The following is a 22,718-nucleotide window of genomic DNA, read 5'->3' as shown; positions in this document are numbered from 1 at the left end:
CCCAGACGAATGCGACTACCTCTTGTTACGCCAGACCCGCGAGCAGCTCGCTGATCTCCTTGCGCCGGCCCGTGTAGAACGGGACCTCCTCGCGCACGTGCAGACGTGCGCGGCTCCCGCGCAGGTGGCGCATGAGGTCGACGATGCGGTGCAGCTCGTCCGCCTCGAAGGCGAGGAGCCACTCGTAGTCGCCGAGGGCGAAGGACGCGACCGTGTTGGCGCGGACGTCCGGGTAGCCGCGGGCCATCTTGCCGTGCTCGGACAGCAGCTCGCGCCGCTCCGCGTCCTCCAGCAGGTACCACTCGTAGGAGCGGACGAAGGGGTAGACGCAGACGTACGACCGCGGCGTCTCGTCCGCGAGGAACGCCGGGATGTGGGACTTGTTGAACTCCGCGGGACGGTGCAGGGCCATGTTCGACCAGACCGGCTCCAGCGCGCGGCCGAGCCGCGTGCGACGGAAGCGGTTGTAGGCCTCCTGCAGGTTGTCACTGTCGCCGGAGTGCCACCAGATCATCAGGTCGGCGTCGGCGCGCAGGCCGGACACGTCGTAGGTGCCGCGCACCGTGACGTCCTTCTCGGCGAGCTGCGCGAACAGCTCCTCGACCTCGGTGCCCAGGGCCGCGCGGTCCTCGGGCAGCACGTCCTTGAGCCGGAACACCGACCAGAGGGTGTAGCGGATGACGTCGTTCAGCTCACGCGCCTTCGGCTTCTGCGACTTCTCGCTGCCCTGCGCCTCGTGCGCGTTCTGCTCGCTGTGCTCACTCATGCGCTCATTGTCTCCCTTGCTCGGAACGCTCCGGTCACCAGGTCCACCGCTCGCCACGCGCTGCCGACACAGGCGGGGATGCCCACCCCGTGGTACGCCGCGCCGCACAGCGCCAGGCCCGGCAGCGCGGCGACCTCCGCCTCGATCCGGGCGACCCGCTCGGGGTGGCCCACCGGGTACTGCGGGAGGCCGCCACGCCAGCGGGTGACCGTATGCGCATACGGTCGCGCGGTGATCCCGGCCGCCTCGCGGAGATCGGAGAGCGATCGTTCGATCAGATCCGCATCGTCCTGATCGAGCACGGCCTCCTCGCCGTGGCGACCGAGCGAGGTGCGGAGCACGAACGTGTCCGGGGCGGACCGGTCGAGCCAGCCCCACTTGTTGCTGGAGAAGGTCGACGCCTTGATCGACCGACCGTCGACCGGCGGGACCAGGAAGCCGCTGCCCTGGAGCGCGCCGACGTCCGCGCGGCGGAAGGCCAGCGTGACCAGGGCCATGCCCGCGTACTCGACCTCCGCCAACTCGGCGGCGGCGCGCGGCGCGTGGGAGGTGAGCAGGCGGGCGGCGACGTTCGCGGGAACGGCGAGCACCACCGCGTCGGCGGCCAGCGCCTCGCCGGTCGCGCTCCCGCCGAGCACCGCGGTCCAGCCGTCGGCGGTGCGGCGGAGCGAGTCGACCGGGGTCTCGGTGCGGATGGTGACGCCCGCGTCGCGGCAGGCCTCGGCCACCGCGACGGGCAGACGGCCGATACCGCCCTCGATGCCCATGAAGACCGGGGCCGGGTTGGGGTTCTTCGCGGCTGCGGACAGGGTCGCCCGCACGCCTTCGATCGCCGATCGATCGCGCCGAGCGATCGCAAGCAGTTGCGGAACAGCGGCACTGAGCGAAATTCGATCAGCGTGACCGGCATAGACGCCGCCGAGCAGCGGTTCGACCAGTCGATCGACCACTTCCCGGCCGAGGCGCGCGGCGACATACTCGCCGACGGCGATGTCCTGACCGACCTCGGTACGCGGCAGGGTCTCGTCCTCCGCCGCGCGGGCCAACCCCTCGGCTGAGAGCACGCCGGAGGCGGCGAGCGCGTCGAGGTCCCCGGGCACGCCCATGAGATGACCGGTCGGCATCGGGCGCAGCGCACCACGCGTCCAGATCGCGGCCTTGGCGGTGGTCGGCGGCTGGAGGGCGTCGTCAAGGCCGACGCCACGGCCCAGCGCGACCGCCTCGGGCCGCCTGGCCAGCATGGACTCCGCGCCCAGGTCGACGGTGACGCCGCCGACCTCGCCCGTCCGGAGCTTGCCGCCGAGCCGGGGCCCGGCCTCCAACAGCGTCACCCGCGCACGGGCCGCATGCCCGTCCGCCCCGGCCAGCCGAGCCGCCGCGGCGAGGCCGGCGATACCCCCGCCGACCACAAGGACGTGCGGGAGAGAAGGGGCCTCGGAGGCGGACGTCGTGCTGTTCATGCCCTCACTCTCGCACACCCCCGTTCGGGTCCCCGAAAGCGCGGCGGCCTCCCGCCCCTTGCCCGCCTCGTTGCTGACAACTCGTCGGGAAACACGGGGAGTTGCAGCACGTCAGGGGCGCGGGGCGCTACGCGGAGAGCCACCCCGCGCGGACGGTCCTGCTCGCTCGGCCTGCCCCGTGGGCGGGTGGCTTGTCGCGCAGTTCCCCGCGCCCCTGGATGCCGACACCCGCGCGTCAGCGCTCAGTGCGCTCGTGCACGTGGGCGACCAGCTTGGTCAGGGCGTCCGGGTCGGTGGTCGGGTGAACCCCGTGGCCGAGGTTGAAGACGTGGCCGCGGCCGGAGGCCTTCGCCGAGGCGAGGACCTCGTCGGCCTTCTCGCGGACCACCGACTCGGGGGCGAAGAGGACCGTCGGGTCCAGGTTGCCCTGGAGCGCCTTGCCGCCGCCCACGCGGCGGGACGCCTCCTCCAGCGGGACGCGCCAGTCGACGCCGACCACGTCCGCGCCCGCCTCACCCATCAGACCGAGCAGCTCGCCCGTGCCGACGCCGAAGTGGATCCGCGGGACGCCGTACGAGGCGACCTCCGCGAAGACCTTCGCCGAGGCCGGCATGACCGAGCGGCGGTAGTCCTCGGGGGCCAGGCCGCCCGCCCAGGAGTCGAAGAGCTGCACGGCCGAGGCCCCGGCCTCGATCTGCACCTTGAGGAACCCGGCCGTGATCACCGCGAGCCGGTCGACCAGCGCGGCCCACAGGTCGGGCGCGCCGTACATCATGGCCTTGGTGTTCTCGTAGGTCCGCGACGGGCCGCCCTCGACCAGGTAGCTGGCCAGCGTGTACGGCGCACCGGCGAATCCGATCAGCGGGGTCGCGCCGAGCTCCGCGACGAGCAGGCCGATCGCCTCGGTCACGTACGGGACGTCGGAGGGCTCCAGCGGACGCAGTTGCTCCAAATCGGCGGCCGTGCGGACGGGGTTCGCGATGACCGGGCCGACGCCGGGCTTGATGTCGAGGTCGACGCCGATCGCCTTGAGCGGGACCACGATGTCGCTGAAGTAGATGGCCGCGTCCACGTTGTGGCGGCGGACCGGCTGGAGCGTGATCTCCTTGATCAGCTCCGGCATCATGCAGGAGTCGAGCATCGCGATGCCCTCACGGACCTTGCGGTACTCCGGCAGCGAGCGGCCCGCCTGGCGCATGAACCAGACCGGCGTGTGCGGAACCTCCTCCCCGCGACAGGCGCGCAGGAACGCGGAGTCGTACGTCGGCAGGTTCTCGGGGCGGGTGCTCTGGCTCTCGGTCACGCAGAAATCTTCGCACGCCGGACCACGCGTCCTTCGTGGTGTCGGCACTCAGCGGGCTGGCCGGGCGCATAGTCTTCCGGCATGGCTGCGGTGAACGGCGGGAGGCCGATGTACGAGGGTGGTTCCGCATTCGGCGAAGGGACCACGGGGGCGGAGACCGCGCCAGCCGCATTCCGCGCCGCGGTGGCCGAGTTGAAGAGCACCCGGGTGCGTCCCGAGGTGCGCATCGACGACACCCCCGCACCGCGACGGCTGGCACCGTACGCCTACGCACTGACCGCCTCCGTCGAGGTCGACGGGGAGGAGCTGGCCGACGGTCGGCTCGTACTGCTCCACGACCCGTCCGGGCACGAGGCCTGGCAGGGCCAGTTCCGGCTGGTCTCGCTGACGCAGGCGGACCTGGAACGGGAGATCGCGGACGACCCGATGCTGGCCGAGGTGGGCTGGTCCTGGCTGGTCGACGCACTGGAGCAGTTCGGCTGCGCCTACGTCGAGCCCGGCGGGACGGTGTCGCGCGCGTACTCCCAGTACTTCGGTTCGATGGTCGAGCGTCCGTCCAGCACCGAGATCGAGATCCGCGCGTCCTGGACACCGGTGCCGCCCGCCCACTCCGCGATCCCGTCACTACCGTCGATGCCGTCCGTGACCGGGGGCGGGGCAGCCGTCACCGGGCTCGGGCTGGGTGCGCACCTGCGTGCGTGGTGCGAGCTCCTGTGCCAGTGCGCCGGGCTGCCGCCGCTCACGGTTCCTTATCCGGCCACGCCCGTGGTGGGCGAGGGATCGGGCCAGGTCAGCAGCGTCGTGCCGATGCCGACGCGGCGGCAGCCGCGCGGCGGCGCGTGAAGCGGTCGCTGCGCGATCAGGTGAAGGATCGTCAGCTTCGACGTACGCTTAGGTTGCCATTTCGGACATTTCGGTCAGACGTTCGGCGTGTCGACCGCTTTTGATCACTTACGGGTGACTTAGGCTCAATCGGGTTGAACAAAATATCCGAACTGCCCGAATTGCCCCTCACTCAATCGTGATCATTCGCTAAAGCCGGGCACCGATGGTGCCGAAGCAGACAGTGACCCTCTTCCCGGCACCTCTCAATCAGGAGGCCTGGTGTCCGTTCTCCTTGAGCACCCCGCAAACCTGGTCGCCTATCGTCCGACGAAGCCCACCGCCATGGTGGTCATCGCCGACCCTCGCGTCCGCAGCACGGTCACCCGGCACCTCTGGGCCCTCGGCGTGCGCGACGTGATCGAGGCGTCCTCACTCGCCGAAGCGCGTCCGCGCGTCGGAACCCCACGCGACATCTGCGTCGCCGATGTCCATCTCCCCGACGGCTCCGGACTGGCGATCCTCGCCGAGACCCGCGCCGCAGGCTGGCCCAACGGGCTGGCCCTCTCCGCAGCCGACGACATCGGTGCGGTCCGGAGCGCGCTGGCCAGCGGCGTGAAGGGCTACGTCGTCACCGGTACCCGCGTCGGCAGCGGCATGCCGCAGCGTCCGGGCATGCCCGGCACGGGCGGGCTCCGGCCCGGCATGTCCGGCCACGTCCGCCGTCCCGGCATGCCGGGCGCGCCGGTCGGCGCGGGCGTCCCCGGCGCTCCGAACGGCGCTCCCGGCGCGACGCAGGCGGCTCCGCCGCAGGCGTACCGGGAGCTGTCCGGCCGCGAGGTCGAGGTCCTGCGGCTGGTCGCGGAGGGGCAGTCGAACAAGGCGATCGGCGTCGCCATGGGCCTCTCCGCGCTGACGGTCAAGTCCCACCTGGCCCGCATCGCTCGCAAGCTCGGCACGGGCGACCGTGCGGGGATGGTCGCGGTGGCGCTGCGGACGGGCATCATCCACTAGACCGACTCCCGGCCCCGCTTGCGAGGGAACGTTTCTTTCTTCCCCGTTCCCCGGCAAGCGGGGCCGAGACGTGCGCTGGCAGGCCGCCAAACGGGCGCGCGAGGAAGTTGCACGCCACCAGACCCCCACCCCCAGGTGGTGCGTGGTCCCCACTTGCCCATCCATTCCCCGCCCGCCCGTGTCCTTCCGTCAGCGGGAGCGGTGTCGTGGTCCGGGCGTACGCTTGGGGGCGTGACCGACGCCCGTGAAGATGCCATCGACGACGCCAGCGAAACCGCCCACGGGCAGGCGGTCCCCTTGCTGGAACCGCGTGAGGGCATCCCACCCGTCGTCTCCGACGCGGACTCGCTCGCCGCGATAGTGCAACGTTTCGCCGCCGGGCACGGGCCCGTCGCGATCGACGCCGAGCGGGCCTCCGGCTACCGCTACGGACAGCGCGCGTACCTGGTTCAGCTGCGGCGCGAAGGCGCCGGCAGCACGCTGATCGACCCGGTGGCCTGCCCGGACCTCTCCTCCCTCGGGGCCGCGCTGGCCGACACCGAGTGGGTGCTGCACGCCGCGACGCAGGACCTCCCCTGCCTCTCCGAGCTCGGCATGCGGCCGACGCGCCTGTTCGACACCGAGCTGGCCGGACGGCTCGCCGGCTTCCCCCGGGTCGGGCTCGGGCCGATGGTCGAGAACGTGCTCGGGCTGACCCTGGAGAAGGGACACTCCGCCGTCGACTGGTCGACGCGTCCGCTGCCCGAGCCGTGGCTGCGCTACGCCGCGCTCGACGTCGAGGTGCTGGTGCAGCTCCGCGACTCGCTGGAGCGGGAGTTGGCGTCGCAGAACAAGTTGGACTGGGGCCTGCAGGAGTTCGCGGCGATCGTCGCCGCTCCCCCGGCGGGACCGCGCACGGATCCGTGGCGACGGACGTCGGGCGTGCACAAGGTGCGCCGTCGGCGGCAGCTCGCCGCCGTGCGGGAGCTGTGGCTGGCGCGTGACCAGCTGGCGCGCGAGCGCGACGTCTCCCCCGGGCGGGTGCTGCCGGACTCCGCGATCGTGGCCGCCGCACTGGTGATGCCGTCGACGATCCCCGCGCTGCAGGCGGTGCCGGGCTTCGGCCCGCGCGCGCACCGGCGGGCGCTGGAGCAGTGGATAGCGGCGATCGAGACCGCCCGCACCATTCCCGAGCACCAGCTCCCGCCCGCCACCGCGCCGCACGACGGACCGCCGCCGCCCCGCGCCTGGGCCGAGAAGGACCCGCTGGCCGCCGCCCGTCTCTCCGCCGCCCGCTCCGCCGTGACCGCCCTCGCGGAGCAGCTGCACCTGCCGCAGGAGAACCTGATCACCCCCGAGCTGGTGCGCCGGGTCTCCTGGACTCCGCCCAAGAGCGCGACGGCGCTCACCGTCGGGGACGCGCTGCACGCGCTCGGCGCACGCGACTGGCAGGTGGAGCTGGTCGCACCGGTCATCGCCAAGGCCTACGCGGGCGCGAAGGCCGAGCCCCGGCCCGTCGTCGTCCCCGGAAAGGGCGCGAACTCGGCGGCTCGCAGCGCGGAAGCCGCCGCCGACGCGGGCATCGACGCGGCCATCGAGAGCGCCGCAGCACCCAAGAACGGCGTGCCGCAGCGCAGGGAGTGACCCAGAGCTCACTCCTCCCCTCCTTGGCCAGTTGGTTACCGGCGGGTAGCATCACTGTCGGGACGTGCATCCGTGGGCCCTTTTCGCCGTCGGCTGCGACCGTTCCTCTGTGACCGCACCGTGCCCGCTCTCGAACGGGCGCTTGGGAGGAGAGCCACCGTGCCTCGTACCGCGAGGGACGTCGTCTTCGTCGACGGCGTCCGCACCCCCTTCGGCAAGGCAGGCCCCAAGGGCATCTACGCCGAGACCCGCGCCGACGACCTGGTGATCAAGGCGATCCGGGAGCTGCTGCGCCGGAACCCGAACCTGGACCCGGCCCTCGTGGACGAGGTCGCGATCGCCGCCACCACCCAGATCGGCGACCAGGGCCTGACCCTCGGCCGCTCGGCCGCTCTGCTGGCCGGCCTGCCGAAGTCCGTTCCGGGCTACTCCATCGACCGTATGTGCGCCGGCGCGATGACCGCCGTGACGTCCGTGGCCGGTGGCATCGCCTTCGGTGCCTACGACATCGCCCTCGCCGGTGGCGTCGAGCACATGGGCCGCCACCCCATGGGTGAGGGCGTCGACCCGAACCCGCGCTTCCTCTCCGAGAAGCTGGTCGACGAGTCCGCCCTGTTCATGGGCATGACCGCGGAGAACCTGCACGACCGGTTCCCGCACCTGACCAAGGAGCGCTGCGACGCCTACGCCGTCCGTAGCCAGGAGAAGGCCGCCAAGGCCTACGCCGACAACAACATCCAGCCCGACCTGGTGCCGGTGGCGATCCGCCGCACCAACGCCGATGGCGGCGAGACCGGTTGGGGCCTGGCCACGGCCGACGAGCCGATGCGTCCGGGCACCACGCTGGAGTCGCTGACGGGTCTGAAGACCCCGTTCCGCCCGCACGGCCGGATCACCGCCGGTAACGCGGCCGGTCTGAACGACGGCGCCACCGCCTCCCTGATCGCCGCCGAGGACGTGGCGCGCGAGCTGGGCCTGCCGGTCAAGATGCGCATGGTCTCCTACGCCTTCGTCGGCGTGGAGCCCGAGGTCATGGGTATCGGCCCGGTCCCGGCGACCGAGAAGGCGCTGGCCAAGGCCGGTCTGACGATCGCCGACATCGGCGCGTTCGAGATCAACGAGGCCTTCGCCGTCCAGGTCCTCTCCATGCTCGACCACTTCGGCATCGCGGACGACGACGAGCGGGTCAACCCGTTCGGCGGCGCGATCGCCTTCGGCCACCCGCTGGCCTCCTCCGGCGTGCGTCTGATGACGCAGCTGGCCCGCCGCTTCGAGCAGCGTCCGGACGTCCGTTACGGCCTGACCTCCATGTGCATCGGCATGGGCATGGGCGCGACGGTCATCTGGGAGAACCCGCACTTCGACGGTAACGGGAGCAAGTGATGACCACCACCACCGAGCAGCTGCTCAAGGCTCACGAGCTGTTCCCGGACGAGGTCGTGACGACCGCTCACGTGCGTCACCTCGACCTGCCCCTGGGTGCCGGCCGCTTCGCGCTGATCACCCTGGACAACGGCTTCGACCACACCAAGCCGACCACCTTCGGCCCGGGCTCGCTCGCCAAGCTGAACGAGGCGCTGGACCAGGTCGAGCGCGAGGCCGCGGCGGGCGAGATCGTCGCCGTCGGCATCACCGGCAAGCCGTTCATCTTCGCCGTGGGCGCCGACCTCAAGGGCGTCGAGGTGCTCAAGGAGCACAGCGACGCGCTGGCCATCGGCAAGGGCGGCCACGACGTCTTCAAGCGGATCGCGGCCCTGCCCGTCCCGTCCTTCGCCTTCTACAACGGCGCGGCGATGGGCGGCGGCGTCGAGGTCGGCCTGCACTGCACCTACCGCACCGTCAGCACCGGCGTCCCCGCCTTCTCGCTGCCGGAGTGCTTCCTGGGCCTGGTCCCGGGCTGGGGCGGCTGCACACTGCTGCCGAACCTGATCGGCGCGGGCAAGGCCGTCCAGGTCATCATCGAGAACTCGCTCGCCCAGAACAAGCAGCTCAAGGGCAAGCAGGTCTTCGAGCTGGGCATCGCGGACGCGATCTTCGAGCCGGCCGACTTCGTCGAGCAGTCGCTGCTGTGGACCGCCGAGGTCCTCACCGGCGCCGTGACCGTCGAGCGTCCCGAGATCGACCGCGGCCAGGCCTGGGACGACGCCGTCGCCTGGGGCCGCGCCGTCGCCGACGGCAAGGTCCACGGCGCTGCTCCGGCCGCCTACCGGGCGCTGGACATCATCGCCCAGGTCAAGGACGGCGACCTGCAGGCGGGCTTCGACGCCGAGGACGCCGCGCTGGCCGACCTGATCATGGGTGGCGAACTGCGCTCCGGCATCTACGCCTTCAACCTGGTCCAGAAGCGCGGCAAGCGCCCGGTCGGCGCGCCGGACAAGTCGCTGGCCCGCCCGATCACCAAGGTCGGCGTCGTCGGCGCGGGTCTGATGGCCTCTCAGCTGGCTCTGCTCTTCGCCCGCCGCCTGCAGGTGCCGGTCGTCCTCACCGACATCGACCAGGCGCGCATCGACAAGGGTGTCGGCTACGTCCACGGCGAGATCGACAAGCTGCTCGCCAAGGGCCGCGTCAACGGCGACAACGCGAACCGCCTGAAGGCGCTCGTGACCGGCTCACTGGACAAGGCCGCCGCCTTCGGCGACGCGGACTTCGTCATCGAGGCCGTCTTCGAGGAGATGGGCGTCAAGCAGCAGGTCTTCGCCGAGGTCGAGGCCGTGGTCTCGCCCACCTGCGTGCTGGCGACCAACACCTCCTCGCTGTCCGTCAGCGAGATGGCGTCGAAGCTCGAGCACCCGGAGCGGGTCGTCGGCTTCCACTTCTTCAACCCGGTCGCGGTCCTGCCGCTGCTGGAGATCGTCCGCGGCGAGCAGACCGACGACGCGTCGCTGGCCACCGCGTTCGGTGTCGCGAAGAAGCTGAAGAAGACCGCCGTCCTGGTCAAGGACGCTCCGGCGTTCGTGGTGAACCGGATCCTCACCCGCTTCATGGGCGAGATCCAGCAGATCATCGACGAGGGCACGCCGATCGCCGTGGCGGAGAAGGGCGTCGAGCCGCTCGGCCTGCCGATGTCCCCGATCGTGCTGCTGGAGCTGGTCGGCCCGGCCATCGCCCTGCACGTGTCGGAGACCCTGCACGCGGCCTTCCCGGAGCGGTTCTTCGTCTCCGAGAACCTGGGCCGCGTGGTCAAGGCCGGCAAGCGCGGCTTCTACACCTGGGCGTCGGGCCAGCAGGAGCTCGACCCCGAGGTCGAGGCGCTGCTGCAGGTCGGCGACAAGGCTCTCACCGAGGAGCAGGTACGCGAGCGCGCGCTCGACGCGGTGGCGCAGGAGATCCAGCTGATGCTGGACGAGGGCGTCGTCGCCGAGGCGCAGGACATCGACCTGTGCCTGATCACCGGCGCGGGCTGGCCCTTCCACCTGGGCGGGATCACCCCGTACCTGGACCGTGAGGGCGTCTCCGAGCGGGTCAACGGCAAGCGCTTCCTCGCCCAGGGCGTGGCGAGCGTCCCGGCGTAACGCCGGCAGCTAGCACACAAGGGGCGGCTCTCCGAGAGATCGGAGGGCCGCCCCTTTCTCTGCAGACGAGGACCATGCACTACCAAGGGGCGCGGGGAACTGCGCGAGAAACCACCCTGTGCGGATGGCCCTGACCGTTGAGGACCATCTGCTGTGGGTGGCTTGTCGCGCAGTTCCCCGCGCCCCTTGGTAGTGCAACTACAGGTCAGTGCGAAGAAGACGTAGCGGACGGAGAAGCCGAGGCCGTCGCCTTCTTCTTGTGGTCCGCTGCGGCCTTGGCACTACCGCTCGGGCTCGCGCTGGCGGTCGCGCTCGGGGTGGCCGCCGCCTGCGGCGTCGCGCCGTTGGTGACCGGGATGGACGGCATGTCCGAGGCCGTCGGCGAGGCCGCGATCGCAGCGTCGGTGACGCGCGCGACCAGGTCCTTGACGCTGATCGACTGGGTCGCGGAGGCCAGCACCGTCTCCGGGGCCGGGTCCTTGACGGTGCCGCCGATCTGCATGGTCAGCAGCGGCACGGAGCCCAGCTTGGAGCTCTGGAGCAGCGAGGTGGAGTCCTTGACCCAGACCTTGTGGTCGCCGCCCGTCACGCACGCGCGGAAGACGTCGGTGTCCAGGTCCTTGACCTTCTTGGACAGGTCGATCAGGTGGTTCGTCGAGGCGAAGGCGTCGTCCGACACGGCCGGCTGGTTGTTCAGCAGCACCGCGCGGTAGTCGGCGAAGGCGTTCGCCGGCTTGGCCGAGTCCTGCGCGCAGCCGAGCGCGTTGCCCGCCTGGAGCGAACCGCTGCCGCCCTGGGCGGCGTCGATGCCGTCGGTCTCGCGGTAGTAGATGTTCGCCTGACCGGAGGCCACCAGCTGGCGCAGCGTGGCGCCGTAGGTGTTCTCGAACTTCAGCGAGTTCGGGTCCCGCATGTCCTCGTAGAGGTTGAGGGTGACCGGCGCGTGCCCGTATGCGGGGACGGCCAGACCGCTCGGGCCTGCGGCGGCGGTGGGGAGCTGCAGCTGCGACTCCTTGTTGCTGCGGACCACGGAACCGATCATTCCCGCGATCACGAAGACCACGACGATCGCACCGCTCACGGCCGCCCACCGTGTCCACGGCGTCGTACGCATGGACGCACCCGCCGGCTGCGGGTCCTTGTCCGGGGAGCTACTCACTTCCACCCATCCTCAACCACTCGTGTCCCCGCACTTCTGCGTCAGCGCGCGTGGATCGGACTCAGCATGTCATGCGGAGTTAAGAAGCCTTCAACTGGATCACGGCTTCCACTCATAAAGCACCGCGCCGCCGACCGTGCCCACCCTCGTGCCGTGGGCGGCCAACAGGGCCTGAAGTGGAGCGATGTGATCCGGGCCATACGGGGCGCCCTGGGAGTCGTCCACGAACAGGCCCGGCGGATGCTCACGCATCTCCTGTTCAAAAGTCTGCCATGAGCCGTTCACGCCTTGAGCCAGCCCCACTCCCCGACCGTCGCGGCCCCCGGCGAAGTTGGTCAGCAGACCCGCCGTCAGATAGCGGCTGGCGGGCGGGCGGTCGGCGAGCCAGTAGATCTCCGGGTGCATCCCCCAGACCAGCACCGGCTGCCCTGGCCCGGTCCGGGCGTCGACGGCCCGCGCGACGGCCTGCACGCGGGTCACCGACGCGGTCGACCACGTCAGCCCCAGCACGACGAACACGGCGCCTGCGGCGGCGCTCCAGGCGAGCACGGCCGGCGTCCAGCGCGTGGGCGCGCGGTGCAGTGCGGAGGCGCCGAGGAGGGCGAGCGGGGGGACCAGCTGGAGGTAGTAGTGGCCGAAGAAGTGCAGCCCGGTCACCACCCCGAGCGCGGAGCCGCCCAGCCACACCCACAGGTCGCCGTCCTCCCGCAGCGACGTCCGCGGATCCCGGGCGACGACGAGCAGGACGCCGAGCCCCGCGGCCCCGAGGAGCGCGGCGTTACCTGCAGCACGGGCGAGCGCCGTCAGCCAGGCCCCGTCGAGCGAGGCGTAGCCGCTGCTGCCGGAGACGACCCAGAAGAGGAAGTCGTGCGGCCCCAGCAGGACGGCCAGCGCGGCGACGGGCACGGTTGAGCCGAGCAGCACGCGTACCAGTGCGGCGCGACGGCCGTCGCGTTGGCGGAGGAGAAGGAAGAGGACGGGGAGCAGCACCGCTCCCCCGGTCTGCTTCACCATCGCGGCTGCGGCGGTCGCGAGCCCCGCGCCGGCCCAGCGCTGCCGGTCCGCGCACCAGAACGCGGCGGCGGTGGCGGGCAGCATGAAGACCTCGAAGGTCGCCGCCTGGCTGTCCTCGGGCGAGAGCCCGACGCTGAGCAGCAACGCGAGCACGCCCGCGACCAGCGCCGCGCGCGGCCCCCAGCGCCGCCGCGCGACGGACGCGAGCAGTAGCGCGGTGGCGAGGTGCGCGAGGACCGCGAGGACGCGCAGCGGCCAGAGGGAGTCGGAGCCGAAGACCCAGAACGCGGCCTGGTAGAGCCACGGCAGCAAGGGCGGCTTCCGGTCCACGACGGTCGTGTAGAGCGTCCCCCCGACAGCCAGCATCCGCGCCTCGGTGGCGAGGTAGCCCTCGTCGGGATTCCAGAACGGCCGTAGGAAGGAGGGGAGATGGGTCAGTACGGCGACGACGGCGAGAAGCCCTGCACTCCGCAAGGGGCGCGAGGAACTGCGCGACAAGCCACCCACGACGGTAGAGCCCCGAACGCGCAGGGCCATCCGCATGCCGGTGGTATCTCGCGCAGTTCCCCGCGCCCCTGGGTGTTGCAACTACAACACTGCTGCCGGGTCCAGCGAGACCTTCGCGACCAGCGCTGCCGTCTTCTCCGCCACGCCGTCGGCCGTCAGGCCGATCTCGGCGAGGATCTGGTCCCGCGTCGCGTGGTCCAGGAACGACTGCGGGATCCCGAGATCCCGGAGCGGGACGTCGACGCCCGCGTCGCGGAGCGCCTGCGAGATCGCCGCGCCGACGCCGCCCGCGCGGCCGTTGTCCTCGACCGTGACGACCGCACGGTGGCGCGCCGCCAGAGGCGCGAGCTCCGGGTCGACGGGCTTGACCCAGCGCGGGTCGACGACCGTGGCGCTGATGCCCTGCGCGGCCAGCTTCTCCGCCGCGTCGAGGCAGGTCTGGGCCATCGCGCCGACCGAGACGATCAGGACATCGGCATCAACGCCGTCAACGGCACCGTCGCGCAGCACGTCCATCCCGCCGATCCGGGCGACGGCCGGGAACGCCGGGCCGACCGTGCCCTTGGAGTAGCGGACGACCGTCGGCGCGTCCTCGACCGCGACCGCCTCGCGCAGCTGCGCGCGCAGCTGGTCGGCGTCACGCGGCGCGGCCAGCCGCAGGCCGGGGACGACCTGGAGGATCGACATGTCCCACATGCCGTTGTGCGAAGCGCCGTCCGAGCCGGTGACACCGGCGCGGTCCAGGACGAAGGTCACGCCGCACTTGTGCAGCGCGACGTCCATCAGCACCTGGTCGAAGGCGCGGTTGAGGAAGGTCGCGTAGACCGCGACGACCGGGTGCAGGCCGCCCGTGGCCAGGCCCGCCGCCGAGACGGCGGCGTGCTGCTCGGCGATGCCGACGTCGTAGATGCGGTCCGGGAACTCCTTGGCGAAGGGCGCCAGGCCGACCGGGTGCAGCATGGCCGCGGTGATACCCACCACGTCCTTGCGCTCGCGGCCGATGGCGACCATCTCCTCGCCGAAGACGGAGGTCCAGTCCTGGCCGCCGGAGGACTTCACCGGCAGGCCGGTGTCCGGGTGGATCACCGGGACCGCGTGGAAGCGGTCCTCCTCGTTCTGCTCGGCGGCGCGGTAGCCGCGGCCCTTCTGGGTGAGGCAGTGGACGATGACGGGGCCGCCGAAGCCGCGGGCGCGACGCAGCGCGGACTCCAGGGCCTGGACGTCGTGGCCGTCGATCGGGCCGACGTACTTGAGGCCGAGGTCCTCGAACATGCCCTGTGGGGCGATGAAGTCCTTGAGGCCCTTCTTGGCGCCGTGCAGGGTCTCGAAGAGCGACTGGCCGACGACCGGGGTGCGCTGCAGTGCGTCCTTGCCCCAGGCCAGGAAGCGCTCGTAGCCCTGGGTGGTGCGCAGGGTGGCCAGGTGGTTGGCCAGGCCGCCGATGGTCGGCGAGTAGGAGCGCTCGTTGTCGTTGACGACGATGATCACCGGGCGGTCGGACGACTCGGCGATGTTGTTGAGCGCCTCCCAGGCCATACCGCCGGTCAACGCGCCGTCACCGATGACGGCGACGACGTGGCGGTCGTCGTGGCCTTGGAGCTGATTCGCCTTGGCCAGGCCGTCCGCGTAGCCGAGCACGGTGGAGGCGTGCGAGTTCTCGATCACGTCGTGCTCGGACTCGGCACGCGACGGGTAGCCGGAGAGGCCGCCCTTGGTGCGCAGCTTGGAGAAGTCCTGACGCCCGGTGAGGATCTTGTGGACGTAGGACTGGTGGCCGGTGTCGAAGAGGATCCGGTCCTTCGGCGACTCGAAGACGCGGTGCAGGGCGATGGTGAGCTCCACCACGCCGAGGTTCGGGCCGAGGTGACCGCCCGTCTTGGAGACCTCCTCGACCAGGAAGCCCCGGATCTCCTCGGCCAGGACGGCCAGCTGTCCCGGGGTGAGACGGTCAAGATCGCGCGGTCCCCGAATGCGGGTCAGCAGGGCCACCCGTTCCTCCTCTATCTCTGTCGGCCGCGAGCGACCGCGAGCGCCCTCGCCCGCCGCCCGTTCACTCCGGGCTCGACCGTGGGTCTGTCCGAATCCGCTCAGTCTACGGCCCTGTCCCGGTGACGCGACCGACCGGAGTGCCGCCTTGGCCGGAACGTGCGACCACCCGGCACCGGAGCGGTTCGGTGCCGGGCGGTCCTTCTTGCAGTCCGTCAGCCCCGCGACCCGGTCCTCCCCCTCAAGAGGCCGGTTCGCGTTGCGGAGGGCCGACGGGCGTCGGTACGCCCGAACGGGCGAACGAGCACCTGCGGTCGGTGGGTCGTCGCAGCCTCAGCCGCGGCCGGAGGACTTCTGGGTGCGGCGCGACAGCGAGTCGACGACCACGGCGGCGAGCAGCACGACGCCCATGATCATGTACTGGATGTCGAGGTTCAGGCCGAGCATGTACAGGCCGCTCTGGATCGACGAGATCACGAGCATGCCCAGCAGCGCGGACCAGACCCGGCCGCGACCACCGAAGAGGCTGGTGCCGCCGATGACAGCCGCGGCGATGGCCATCATCAGGTTGTTCGGGTCGGAGCCCGCCTGGCCGGCCGCGCCGGTCTCGGCCGCGATGGCCAGACCGCCGAGGGCGGCGAAGGCGCCGGAGATCGCGTAGACCGAGATCCGGATCGCGGAGACGGAGATGCCCGCGCGGCGGCTGGCCTCGATGTTGCCACCCACCGCGAAGATCTTGCGGCCGTAGGCGGTGCGGCGGAGCACGAAGTCGGCGATGATCAGCAGCGCCAGGAAGAGCACGGCCGCGTTCGGTACACCGCTGGCCTGGTTCAGCACATACGCCACCCCGAAGGCGCCGATGGCGAGCAGGACGGAGCGCAGCACGATCTCGCCGGTCGCACGGAACGGTACACCGGCCTTACGACGGCGGCCCTGCTCCAGGAAGCTGCCCACCGCCAGCGAGGCGACGGCCAGGGCGGCCAGGATGTAGGCGCCGGAGATGTCGCCGCCGAGGAAGTAGGAGTTGCCGGACAGGAAGTGGATCAGGCCGGTGTCCGGGAGGTTGATCGTGCCGGTCGAGCCGAGCAGCCAGAGCATGACGCCCTGCCAGGCGAGGAAGCCGCTCAGGGTGACCACGAACGCGGGCACGCCGATCTTGGCGAAGACCCAGCCCTGCAGCGCGCCGACCAGCGCGCCGCCGGCCAGCGTGAGCAGCACCGCCAGCCACGGGTTCAGCCCGTCGTTGACGGATATCACGGCGAAGAAGGCCGCTGCCAGACCGCTGACCGAGCCGACCGAGAGGTCGATCTCACCCAGCAGCAGGACGAAGACCAGGCCGATCGAGAGCAGACCGACGCCGACCATGTAGTAGGCGACGAACTCGGCCGTCGAGGGAGCGAAGAACTTGCCGTCGTTGAGGCTGAAGACCGCCCAGATGACGATCAGGCCGATGATGACCGGGAGCGAGCCCAGCTCACCGCCGCGCACCTTGCGGACGAACTCGTTGACGTAGCCCTGCAGTCCGGCCTCGCGCTGAAGCAGGCGAGGGTCGACGGCGGGGGACTCCGGCGCGGGGGTCGCGGGGGTCTTGGTGTCGTTGCTCACTTCGCGGCCTCCGCCGTGCGCGCCTGACGCCGGGTCACCGCGTTCTCGGTGGCGCCGGTGATCGCGGCGATGATGGTCTCCTGGGTGGTCTCCTGGACCGGGAAGCTGCCGTTGTTCCGGCCCAGCCGCAGCACCGCGACGGTGTCCGCGACGGCGCGGACGTCGGCCATGTTGTGGCTGATCAGGATGACGCCGAGGTTCCGCTCGCGGAGCCGCTCGACCAGGTCGAGGACCTGCGCGGTCTGCTCGACACCGAGGGCCGCGGTGGGCTCGTCCAGGATCACGACCTTGGGCTCGCCGATCAGCGAGCGGGCGATCGCGACGACCTGGCGCTGACCGCCGGAGAGTCCGGCGATCGGTATGCGCACGCTCGGGATGCGGATGGACAGTGTGTCCAGCAGCTCCCGCGCCTTCTGCTCCATGGCCACCTCGTCGAGGGTGCCGCGACGCTTCAACTCGCGTCCGAGGAACAGGTTTCCGACCACGTCCAGGTTGTCGCAGAGCGCGAGGTCCTGGTAGACGGTGGCCACACCGAGCTGCTGGGCGTCCTGCGGACGCTGGATCGAGACGGGGGTGCCCTCCCACTCGATCTCGCCCTCGTCGATCGGGTGCACGCCCGCGATCGTCTTGACCAGGGTGGACTTGCCGGCGCCGTTGTCACCGACCAGCGCCACCACCTCTCCGGCGTGAACCTCCAGCTCGACGTCGGTGAGGGCCTGCACCGCGCCGAACCGCTTGGAGACCCCGCGCAACGCCAGTACGGGCGCGCTTGTCACGTGAACCAACTCCTTCTGCCCACCCGGTGCCTCGGATGGGCTGGTCGACGCCCGCGCGGGATCACCGCGCGGGGGACGACGTCTGACGAAAGCTCAGCACCAGGCGTGCCGAGGGGGAAGGTGCGGCCTACTGCAGGCCGGCGGCCTTGCAGGCGGCGGCGTAGTCAGCGGTGCAGATCTGGCTGACGCTCCAGAGGCCGTCCTGGACCACGGTGGACTTGATGTTGGCCTTGGTGACCAGGACCGCGGGCAGCAGGTCCGAGGGGGCCTTGTCGCCGGACAGGCTGGTGCTGGTCGTGGTGGCGACCGAGCTGATGCTGGTGCCGTTCAGCAGGTCCACGGCCAGCTGGGCGGCGGCGTCGGCCTCCGGCTTGTAGGCCTTGTAGACCGTGTACGCCTGGGTTCCGGCCACGATCCGCTGGATCGCGTCGAGCTGGGCGTCCTGACCGCCGATCGGCAGCGCGGACAGGCCGGCCGTCTTCATCGACTGGACGATACCGGCGGCCATGCCGTCGTTCGCCGAGTAGAAGGCGGCGATGTTGCCGGCGCCGAGCTGGTTGATGGCAGCGGTCGCCTTCTGCGCGGCGACGTCCGCCTTCCACAGGCCCGAGGCGTCGTAGGCGATGTTGACCTTCCCCGCGACGGCCTCCTGGAAGCCCTTCTTGAAGTAGGCGGCGTTCGGGTCGGCCGAGTCGCCGTCGATCTCGACGATCTTGGCGGTCGGCGTGGCCTTGCTGCCCAGGGCGTTGAGCAGGCCCTGGCCCTGGAGCTCGCCGACCTTCTCGTTGTCGAAGGAGACGTAGGCGTCGATCGGGCCCTCGGCCAGGCGGTCGTAGGCCACGACCTTGATGCCCTTGGCGTGGGCGGCCACGACGGAGGCCTTGATCTGGGTGGCGTCCTCGGCGTCGACGACCAGGACCTTGACGCCCTGGTTGATCATCGTCTGCACCTGCTGCGCCTGGACCTGCGCACTGCCGCCGGCGTTGTCGTACTGGACGGTCGCGCTCGGGTCGAGCTGCTTGACCTGGGCCTCGAACAGCGGCTTGTCGAACTGCTCGTAGCGGGTGGTCTGGTTCTCCGGGAGCAGCAGGCCGATGACCTGGGAGCCGCTCGAACCGGAGGAGGAAGAGGAAGAAGAGCTGGAGCTGCTGCCGGCCTTGCCACATGCGGCCAGACCAAGTGCTATGGAAACGGCGGTGGTTACCACGACCGTGCGGCGCAGAGTGCTGTTCATCGTGTGGGGTGCCTCCCTGACGCGGTCGCAACGTTGCGACCGAGGTGTGAGGGAGTCAACCCCGCACACCCCGATGGCGTCAATAAGTAAAACCGCACTCTGTTGAATCCGAACCCTTTCGTTATCTTCCTGAAGACACAGGGGCAACCAAGCCCCTGTAAGCCGAACCTCAGCCCATCGGCAATGCGTTGGAATCGCTCATTTCCGACATCACCAACGCCAAGGCTCCAAGGACCTCGGCCCGGCCGCCGAGCGTGCCGGGCACCACGGAGAGCTGCCGCGCGGCGCTCGGGATCGCGTAGCGCGCCACCGACTCGCGGATCGGGTCCAGCACCAGGTCGCCGGCCTCGGCCAGGTCGCCGCCGAGGATCACCCGGCGCGGGTTGAGCAGGTTGCACATGGTCGCCACGCCGCTGCCGATCTGGCGTCCGGCGTCGGCCAGCACGCGACGGCAGCCCAGGTCACCGCGCTGGGCCAGCTCGACCACCTTCGGGATGCTCAGGTCCTGACCGTGGCTCTGCTGGAGCAGGCCGAGGATGTGCCGGGCGCCGACGAACGTCTCCAGGCAGCCGCGGTTGCCGCAGCGACAGACCGGTCCGGCCTCGTCCAGGGTGATGTGCCCGATCTCGCCCGCCGTGCCGCCGGGGCCGCGGTAGATCTGACCGGCGATCACCAGGCCCGCGCCGACGCCGCTGGCCACCTTGATGTAGGCGAGGTCCGACAGCCCGCGACCAGCACCCCACACCAGCTCGCCGAGCGCGCCCAGGTTGGCGTCGTTGTCGACGCGGACCGCCATGCCGAGCCGGGCGGAGAGCTCCTTGGCCGGGGAGATGCCGCTCCAACCGGGCAGGATCGAGGTCGAGCCGAGGGCGCCGGTCTCCACGTCGATCGGTCCGGGCACGCCGAGGCCGACACCGATCACCTTCTCCGGGGCGAAGCCGGTCTGCTCCAGCAGCCGGGCGACCAGCTGCTCGGTGCGGCCGAAGCCCTGCTCGGCGGAGGCGTCCGTGTCCAGCGGCTCGCTCTCCTCGGCGAGCACCCGGTGGGCCAGGTTGCCGATGGCCACCCGCAGGTGGGAGTGGCCGAAGTCGACGCCGACGACGATCCCCGCGTCCGCGCTGAGCGAGACGCTGCGGGCCCGCCGGCCACCGGAGGAGGTGGGCGTGACCACGACCGTCCCGGCTTCGCTGAGCTCGCGGACGATGTTGGACACGGTCGCGGCGGACAGCCCGGTGCTGCGCGCGATCTCGGCCTGGGTCAGCGAGCCGGCCATCCGGACCGCCCGGAGCACGCGCTCCAGGTTCGCCCGGTGCAGCGACGACTGGGATCCCGGCGTTTCCACGGACATGAGCGTTCCATCCTCGCCGCCCGCGCCGCGTCCTTGCGGCGGAGCCCTCTGCGTGGCCTTGAATTCGGCCTTGAATACAACTTCTGAACTTCAAGCAGAGCCAACAGGGTGAACTCATGTCAAGAGTGAAGGGAAAGAGATGCCCTAAATGTTGCTGAAACGCGCCCACCCCGGACTGAAGGCGGTCCGGGACGGGCGAAGGCAGGGCCTGACTTCAGGCGGTGCGCGGCGTCAGGCCACGCCCCGGATCCGGCGGACCAGGAGGCCGCCGGCCACGGTGACCAGGGCCGTCGCCAGGTAGAGCCCGGTGTAGCCGCCGGCATGGGCGATGACCGGTGCCGCGAGGGCCGGGGCGAGGACCTGCGGGCCGGAGTTGGCGATGTTGATCACGCCGAGGTCCTTGGCCCGGTCCTGCGCCTGCGGCAGCACCTGGGTGACCAGCGCCTGGTCCACCGCGAGGTAGACGCCGAACCCCGCGCCCAGCACGGCGGCGGCGACCATGGCGGCCGCCCAGCTGTGCAGCAGGGCCAGGATCACCGCGGCCACGGCCATGATCGCCGCCGACAGCAGCACCAGCCCCTTGCGCCGACCGCGCCGGTCCGAGAGCACGCCGACCGGGATCGCGGTCAGCGCGGCGCAGACGGTGTAGATCACGGTGAGGATCAGCACGCCCGTTCCCGGATCGGCGTAGTGCACCGAGTCGGTGAGGTAGTAGAGCAGGTAGAGGGTGCCGAGCGCGTTGCCCAGGTTGATCAGGAACCGGGTCAGCCAGGCCCAGCCGAAGTCCGGGTACCGGCGCGGGCTGACCCACAGCGTCCGCGCGATCACGCGGGCGTCCCAGGCTGGCCGCAGCGCACGCGGCAGCACCGGCTCGCCGTGGCGCAGCACGAACGGCAGCGCGAGCACGACGGTCAGCAGCGCCAACGTGCCGTAGCCGGACCAGATCCCCGTCACCAGCAGCGTGGTGATCAGCGCGCCCAGCACCAGCCCGAGCGACTGCATGATCCCGGTCCAGCCGCTGACCTCCGCCCGCTGCGCGACCGGCACCCGGTCCGCGATCGGGGTGGTCACCCCGGCCAGCATCGCGTTCAGCCCGGCCTGCGCGACGCACCACCCGAGCGTCACCCCGAGCAGACTGTGCTGCGCGGCGGTCACCACCAGCCCGACGGCCCCCGCCACGGCCCCGCCCAGGATCCACGGCCGCCGCCGGCCGAACCTGCTGGTCGTCCGGTCCGAGAGCGCCCCGGCGAGCGGGTTGGCGAGCACCGCGACGAGCGCGCCGACGCCGGTGACGACGGAGAGCGCGGTGTCCTTGCCGTGCAGGTCGATGTGTTCGAGCTGGAGCGGCAGCAGGATCTGGATCGGGGTCATGAACGCCATGAAGACAGCGAGCGTGGCGAGCGACAGTCCCCCGGTCCAGCCCGCCCGCACGCGCTCGTCGGGTTCGGCGAAGACATCCGGGAAAGGAGTCGCGGACTGCTCCACGGCTTGCTTCATGGCGACTCCTCGACGAAATTCATGAGCCCATTCATGAGCATGACTCATGTTTTTCGCCGGAGTCTAGGACCGGGAGAGCCCTTTGAACAGGGGTCGCGTCCTCACATTCTTGCCACCGCCGGCCCGTCAGGCACTCGCGGTGTGGACGAAGCCGAGCGTGTCGAGGCCCTCGGCCTGGCACAGCGCGTCGGAGGCGCCGCCGAGTCGGGTGAGCAGCAACTGGTAGTCGGCGCCGCTGGACTGCCCCCAGTGCATCGCGGCGCGCCACAGCCTGCGCCCGTGGCCGTGGCCGCGCTGCTCGGGCAGGACACCGAAGTACTGCGGCAGCAGACGGACGCGCCCGGCCGGGTCCTTCATCGTCTCCATCGGTCCGATCGCCCCGACGATCCGTCCACCGGACACGATCGTCAGAACGGGTCCGGTCTGGGCGTCGGCCTGGAACCGGCGCCACAGGAACGCGAAGCCGTCCGCAGCCATCTGCTCGGCGAACACCGCGAAGCGGGCCCGGACCTGCTCGGGCAGGTGCCGCAGATCCTCGACACCGTCGACCGGCTCGTTCTCGCCGGGGCGGAAGGTCTTGAGCTGCACGCGGGTCACGGCGACGCCGGACTGCCGCTCCGGCCGGTCGGCCTGGTCGGGCCGGTCGACCTGCTCCGGCTGGTCGGGCCGGTCGGGCCGGAACCAGATCGCGCGCGCCCTGTCGACGTCCTCGCGGGCGGCCAACTTCCGTGCAAACTGCAGCAACTCCGCCACGGGCGCAGGGTCAGTGCCGAAGTAGTGCACCTTCACCATCCCGCGTCCCCAGGGGCTGATCGTCGGGATCACCGTCCGATCCGGGCCGTGCTCGACGTCCTGCGGCATGATGCGCTCGTCCTTCACCCCCGACCAACGATGGTCCTTGTCGTACGGCAGGAACCGCCCGGTTCCAGCGACCGCCAACACGTCGGCGAGCAGGTCCGGGCCGAGCGCATCCGGGTGGATCGGGCCGAGAGTCGGGACGTAGGGAACACGCATCACGGGGCGCAGCAAGTCCCACGAGAGGTCCATGGCCGCACCCTACTCGCGCCGCGCACGCGGAACGAGCCCCGACAC

At 71.0% G+C, this 22,718-nt stretch carries 17 protein-coding genes; 5 read left to right on the top strand and 12 right to left on the bottom strand.

Going from position 1 to position 22,718, the window contains the following annotated elements; all coding sequences use genetic code 11:
* Positions 1 to 25: 25 nt before the first annotated feature.
* The 3 genes from hemQ to hemE form a co-directional block, all read right to left on the bottom strand.
* Positions 26 to 766 (bottom strand): hydrogen peroxide-dependent heme synthase, encoded by a 741-nt coding sequence (gene hemQ / locus ABH940_RS09940; RefSeq protein WP_370105075.1) that lies wholly within the window; start codon positions 764 to 766, stop codon positions 26 to 28.
* Entirely contained in the window at positions 763 to 2,226 is a 1,464-nt protein-coding gene (hemG, locus tag ABH940_RS09935) for a protoporphyrinogen oxidase (protein WP_370068579.1), read from the bottom strand. The genes hemQ and hemG overlap by 4 nt, the downstream gene beginning before the upstream one ends.
* 235 nt (positions 2,227 to 2,461) lie before the next feature.
* Positions 2,462 to 3,529 (bottom strand): uroporphyrinogen decarboxylase, encoded by a 1,068-nt coding sequence (hemE, locus tag ABH940_RS09930; RefSeq protein ID WP_370068577.1) that lies wholly within the window; start codon positions 3,527 to 3,529, stop codon positions 2,462 to 2,464.
* Between the two features lie 81 nt (positions 3,530 to 3,610).
* On the opposite strand from hemE, the gene ABH940_RS09925 reads away from it, so the two are divergent.
* From ABH940_RS09925 to ABH940_RS09905, 5 genes are all read left to right on the top strand, one after another.
* Complete coding sequence (locus ABH940_RS09925; RefSeq protein WP_370068575.1) at positions 3,611 to 4,372, top strand: DUF3000 domain-containing protein; 762 nt, start codon at positions 3,611 to 3,613, stop codon at positions 4,370 to 4,372.
* Between the two features lie 261 nt (positions 4,373 to 4,633).
* Positions 4,634 to 5,365: a LuxR C-terminal-related transcriptional regulator gene (locus ABH940_RS09920; RefSeq protein WP_370068573.1), complete on the top strand. Its 732-nt coding sequence runs from the start codon at positions 4,634 to 4,636 to the stop codon at positions 5,363 to 5,365.
* Between the two features lie 231 nt (positions 5,366 to 5,596).
* Positions 5,597 to 6,988, top strand: coding sequence for an HRDC domain-containing protein (locus ABH940_RS09915; RefSeq protein ID WP_370068571.1), 1,392 nt, complete (start codon positions 5,597 to 5,599; stop codon positions 6,986 to 6,988).
* 159 nt (positions 6,989 to 7,147) lie between these two features.
* Positions 7,148 to 8,371, top strand: a complete 1,224-nt coding sequence (locus ABH940_RS09910) for an acetyl-CoA C-acyltransferase (RefSeq protein ID WP_370068569.1) — start codon at positions 7,148 to 7,150, stop codon at positions 8,369 to 8,371.
* On the top strand, positions 8,371 to 10,500 hold the full coding sequence (locus ABH940_RS09905; protein WP_370068567.1) for a 3-hydroxyacyl-CoA dehydrogenase NAD-binding domain-containing protein: 2,130 nt from the start codon (positions 8,371 to 8,373) through the stop codon (positions 10,498 to 10,500). Before ABH940_RS09910 ends, ABH940_RS09905 begins: the two co-directional genes overlap by 1 nt.
* Before the next feature lie 205 nt (positions 10,501 to 10,705).
* On the opposite strand, the gene ABH940_RS09900 is transcribed toward ABH940_RS09905, so the two are convergent.
* From ABH940_RS09900 to ABH940_RS09860, 9 genes are all read right to left on the bottom strand, one after another.
* Positions 10,706 to 11,659, bottom strand: a complete 954-nt coding sequence (locus ABH940_RS09900) for a DsbA family protein (protein WP_370105074.1) — start codon at positions 11,657 to 11,659, stop codon at positions 10,706 to 10,708.
* Between the two features lie 99 nt (positions 11,660 to 11,758).
* The gene (locus ABH940_RS09895) at positions 11,759 to 13,180 is read right to left on the bottom strand and encodes a glycosyltransferase family 39 protein (protein ID WP_370105073.1); all 1,422 of its coding nucleotides are present in this window, start codon (positions 13,178 to 13,180) and stop codon (positions 11,759 to 11,761) included.
* Between the two features lie 81 nt (positions 13,181 to 13,261).
* A complete protein-coding gene (dxs, locus tag ABH940_RS09890; protein WP_370105072.1) occupies positions 13,262 to 15,169 on the bottom strand; it encodes a 1-deoxy-D-xylulose-5-phosphate synthase in 1,908 nt (635 codons plus the stop codon).
* A 330-nt stretch (positions 15,170 to 15,499) separates the two neighbouring features.
* Positions 15,500 to 16,771: a sugar ABC transporter permease gene (locus ABH940_RS09885; protein WP_370068559.1), complete on the bottom strand. Its 1,272-nt coding sequence runs from the start codon at positions 16,769 to 16,771 to the stop codon at positions 15,500 to 15,502.
* Entirely contained in the window at positions 16,768 to 17,556 is a 789-nt protein-coding gene (locus tag ABH940_RS09880; protein WP_370068557.1) for an ATP-binding cassette domain-containing protein, read from the bottom strand. Before ABH940_RS09880 ends, ABH940_RS09885 begins: the two co-directional genes overlap by 4 nt.
* A gap of 118 nt (positions 17,557 to 17,674) precedes the next feature.
* A complete protein-coding gene (locus ABH940_RS09875) occupies positions 17,675 to 18,781 on the bottom strand; it encodes a substrate-binding domain-containing protein (RefSeq protein ID WP_370068555.1) in 1,107 nt (368 codons plus the stop codon).
* A 169-nt stretch (positions 18,782 to 18,950) separates the two neighbouring features.
* A complete protein-coding gene (locus ABH940_RS09870) occupies positions 18,951 to 20,123 on the bottom strand; it encodes an ROK family protein (protein ID WP_370068682.1) in 1,173 nt (390 codons plus the stop codon).
* Between the two features lie 237 nt (positions 20,124 to 20,360).
* The gene (locus ABH940_RS09865) at positions 20,361 to 21,626 is read right to left on the bottom strand and encodes an MFS transporter (protein WP_370068553.1); all 1,266 of its coding nucleotides are present in this window, start codon (positions 21,624 to 21,626) and stop codon (positions 20,361 to 20,363) included.
* A 126-nt stretch (positions 21,627 to 21,752) separates the two neighbouring features.
* The gene (locus ABH940_RS09860; RefSeq protein ID WP_370068551.1) at positions 21,753 to 22,673 is read right to left on the bottom strand and encodes a GNAT family N-acetyltransferase; all 921 of its coding nucleotides are present in this window, start codon (positions 22,671 to 22,673) and stop codon (positions 21,753 to 21,755) included.
* Positions 22,674 to 22,718 lie beyond the last annotated feature (45 nt).

The sequence above is a fragment of the Streptacidiphilus sp. BW17 genome (assembly GCF_041262485.1).
In the GTDB taxonomy this organism is placed as follows: domain Bacteria; phylum Actinomycetota; class Actinomycetes; order Streptomycetales; family Streptomycetaceae; genus Streptacidiphilus.
This window is presented reverse-complemented; position numbering and strand designations above follow the sequence as displayed.

Bases quoted from the DNA above. Each gene is read 5' to 3' on its own strand.
- hemG (WP_370068579.1), bottom strand. From the start codon at position 2,226: ATGAACAGCACGACGTCCGCCTCCGAGGCCCCTTCTCTCCCGCACGTC.
- ABH940_RS09860 (WP_370068551.1), bottom strand. From the start codon at position 22,673: ATGGACCTCTCGTGGGACTTGCTGCGCCCCGTGATGCGTGTTCCCTAC.
- hemQ (WP_370105075.1), bottom strand. From the start codon at position 766: ATGAGTGAGCACAGCGAGCAGAACGCGCACGAGGCGCAGGGCAGCGAG.
- ABH940_RS09875 (WP_370068555.1), bottom strand. From the start codon at position 18,781: ATGAACAGCACTCTGCGCCGCACGGTCGTGGTAACCACCGCCGTTTCC.
- ABH940_RS09865 (WP_370068553.1), bottom strand. From the start codon at position 21,626: ATGAAGCAAGCCGTGGAGCAGTCCGCGACTCCTTTCCCGGATGTCTTC.
- ABH940_RS09905 (WP_370068567.1), top strand. From the start codon at position 8,371: ATGACCACCACCACCGAGCAGCTGCTCAAGGCTCACGAGCTGTTCCCG.
- ABH940_RS09925 (WP_370068575.1), top strand. From the start codon at position 3,611: ATGGCTGCGGTGAACGGCGGGAGGCCGATGTACGAGGGTGGTTCCGCA.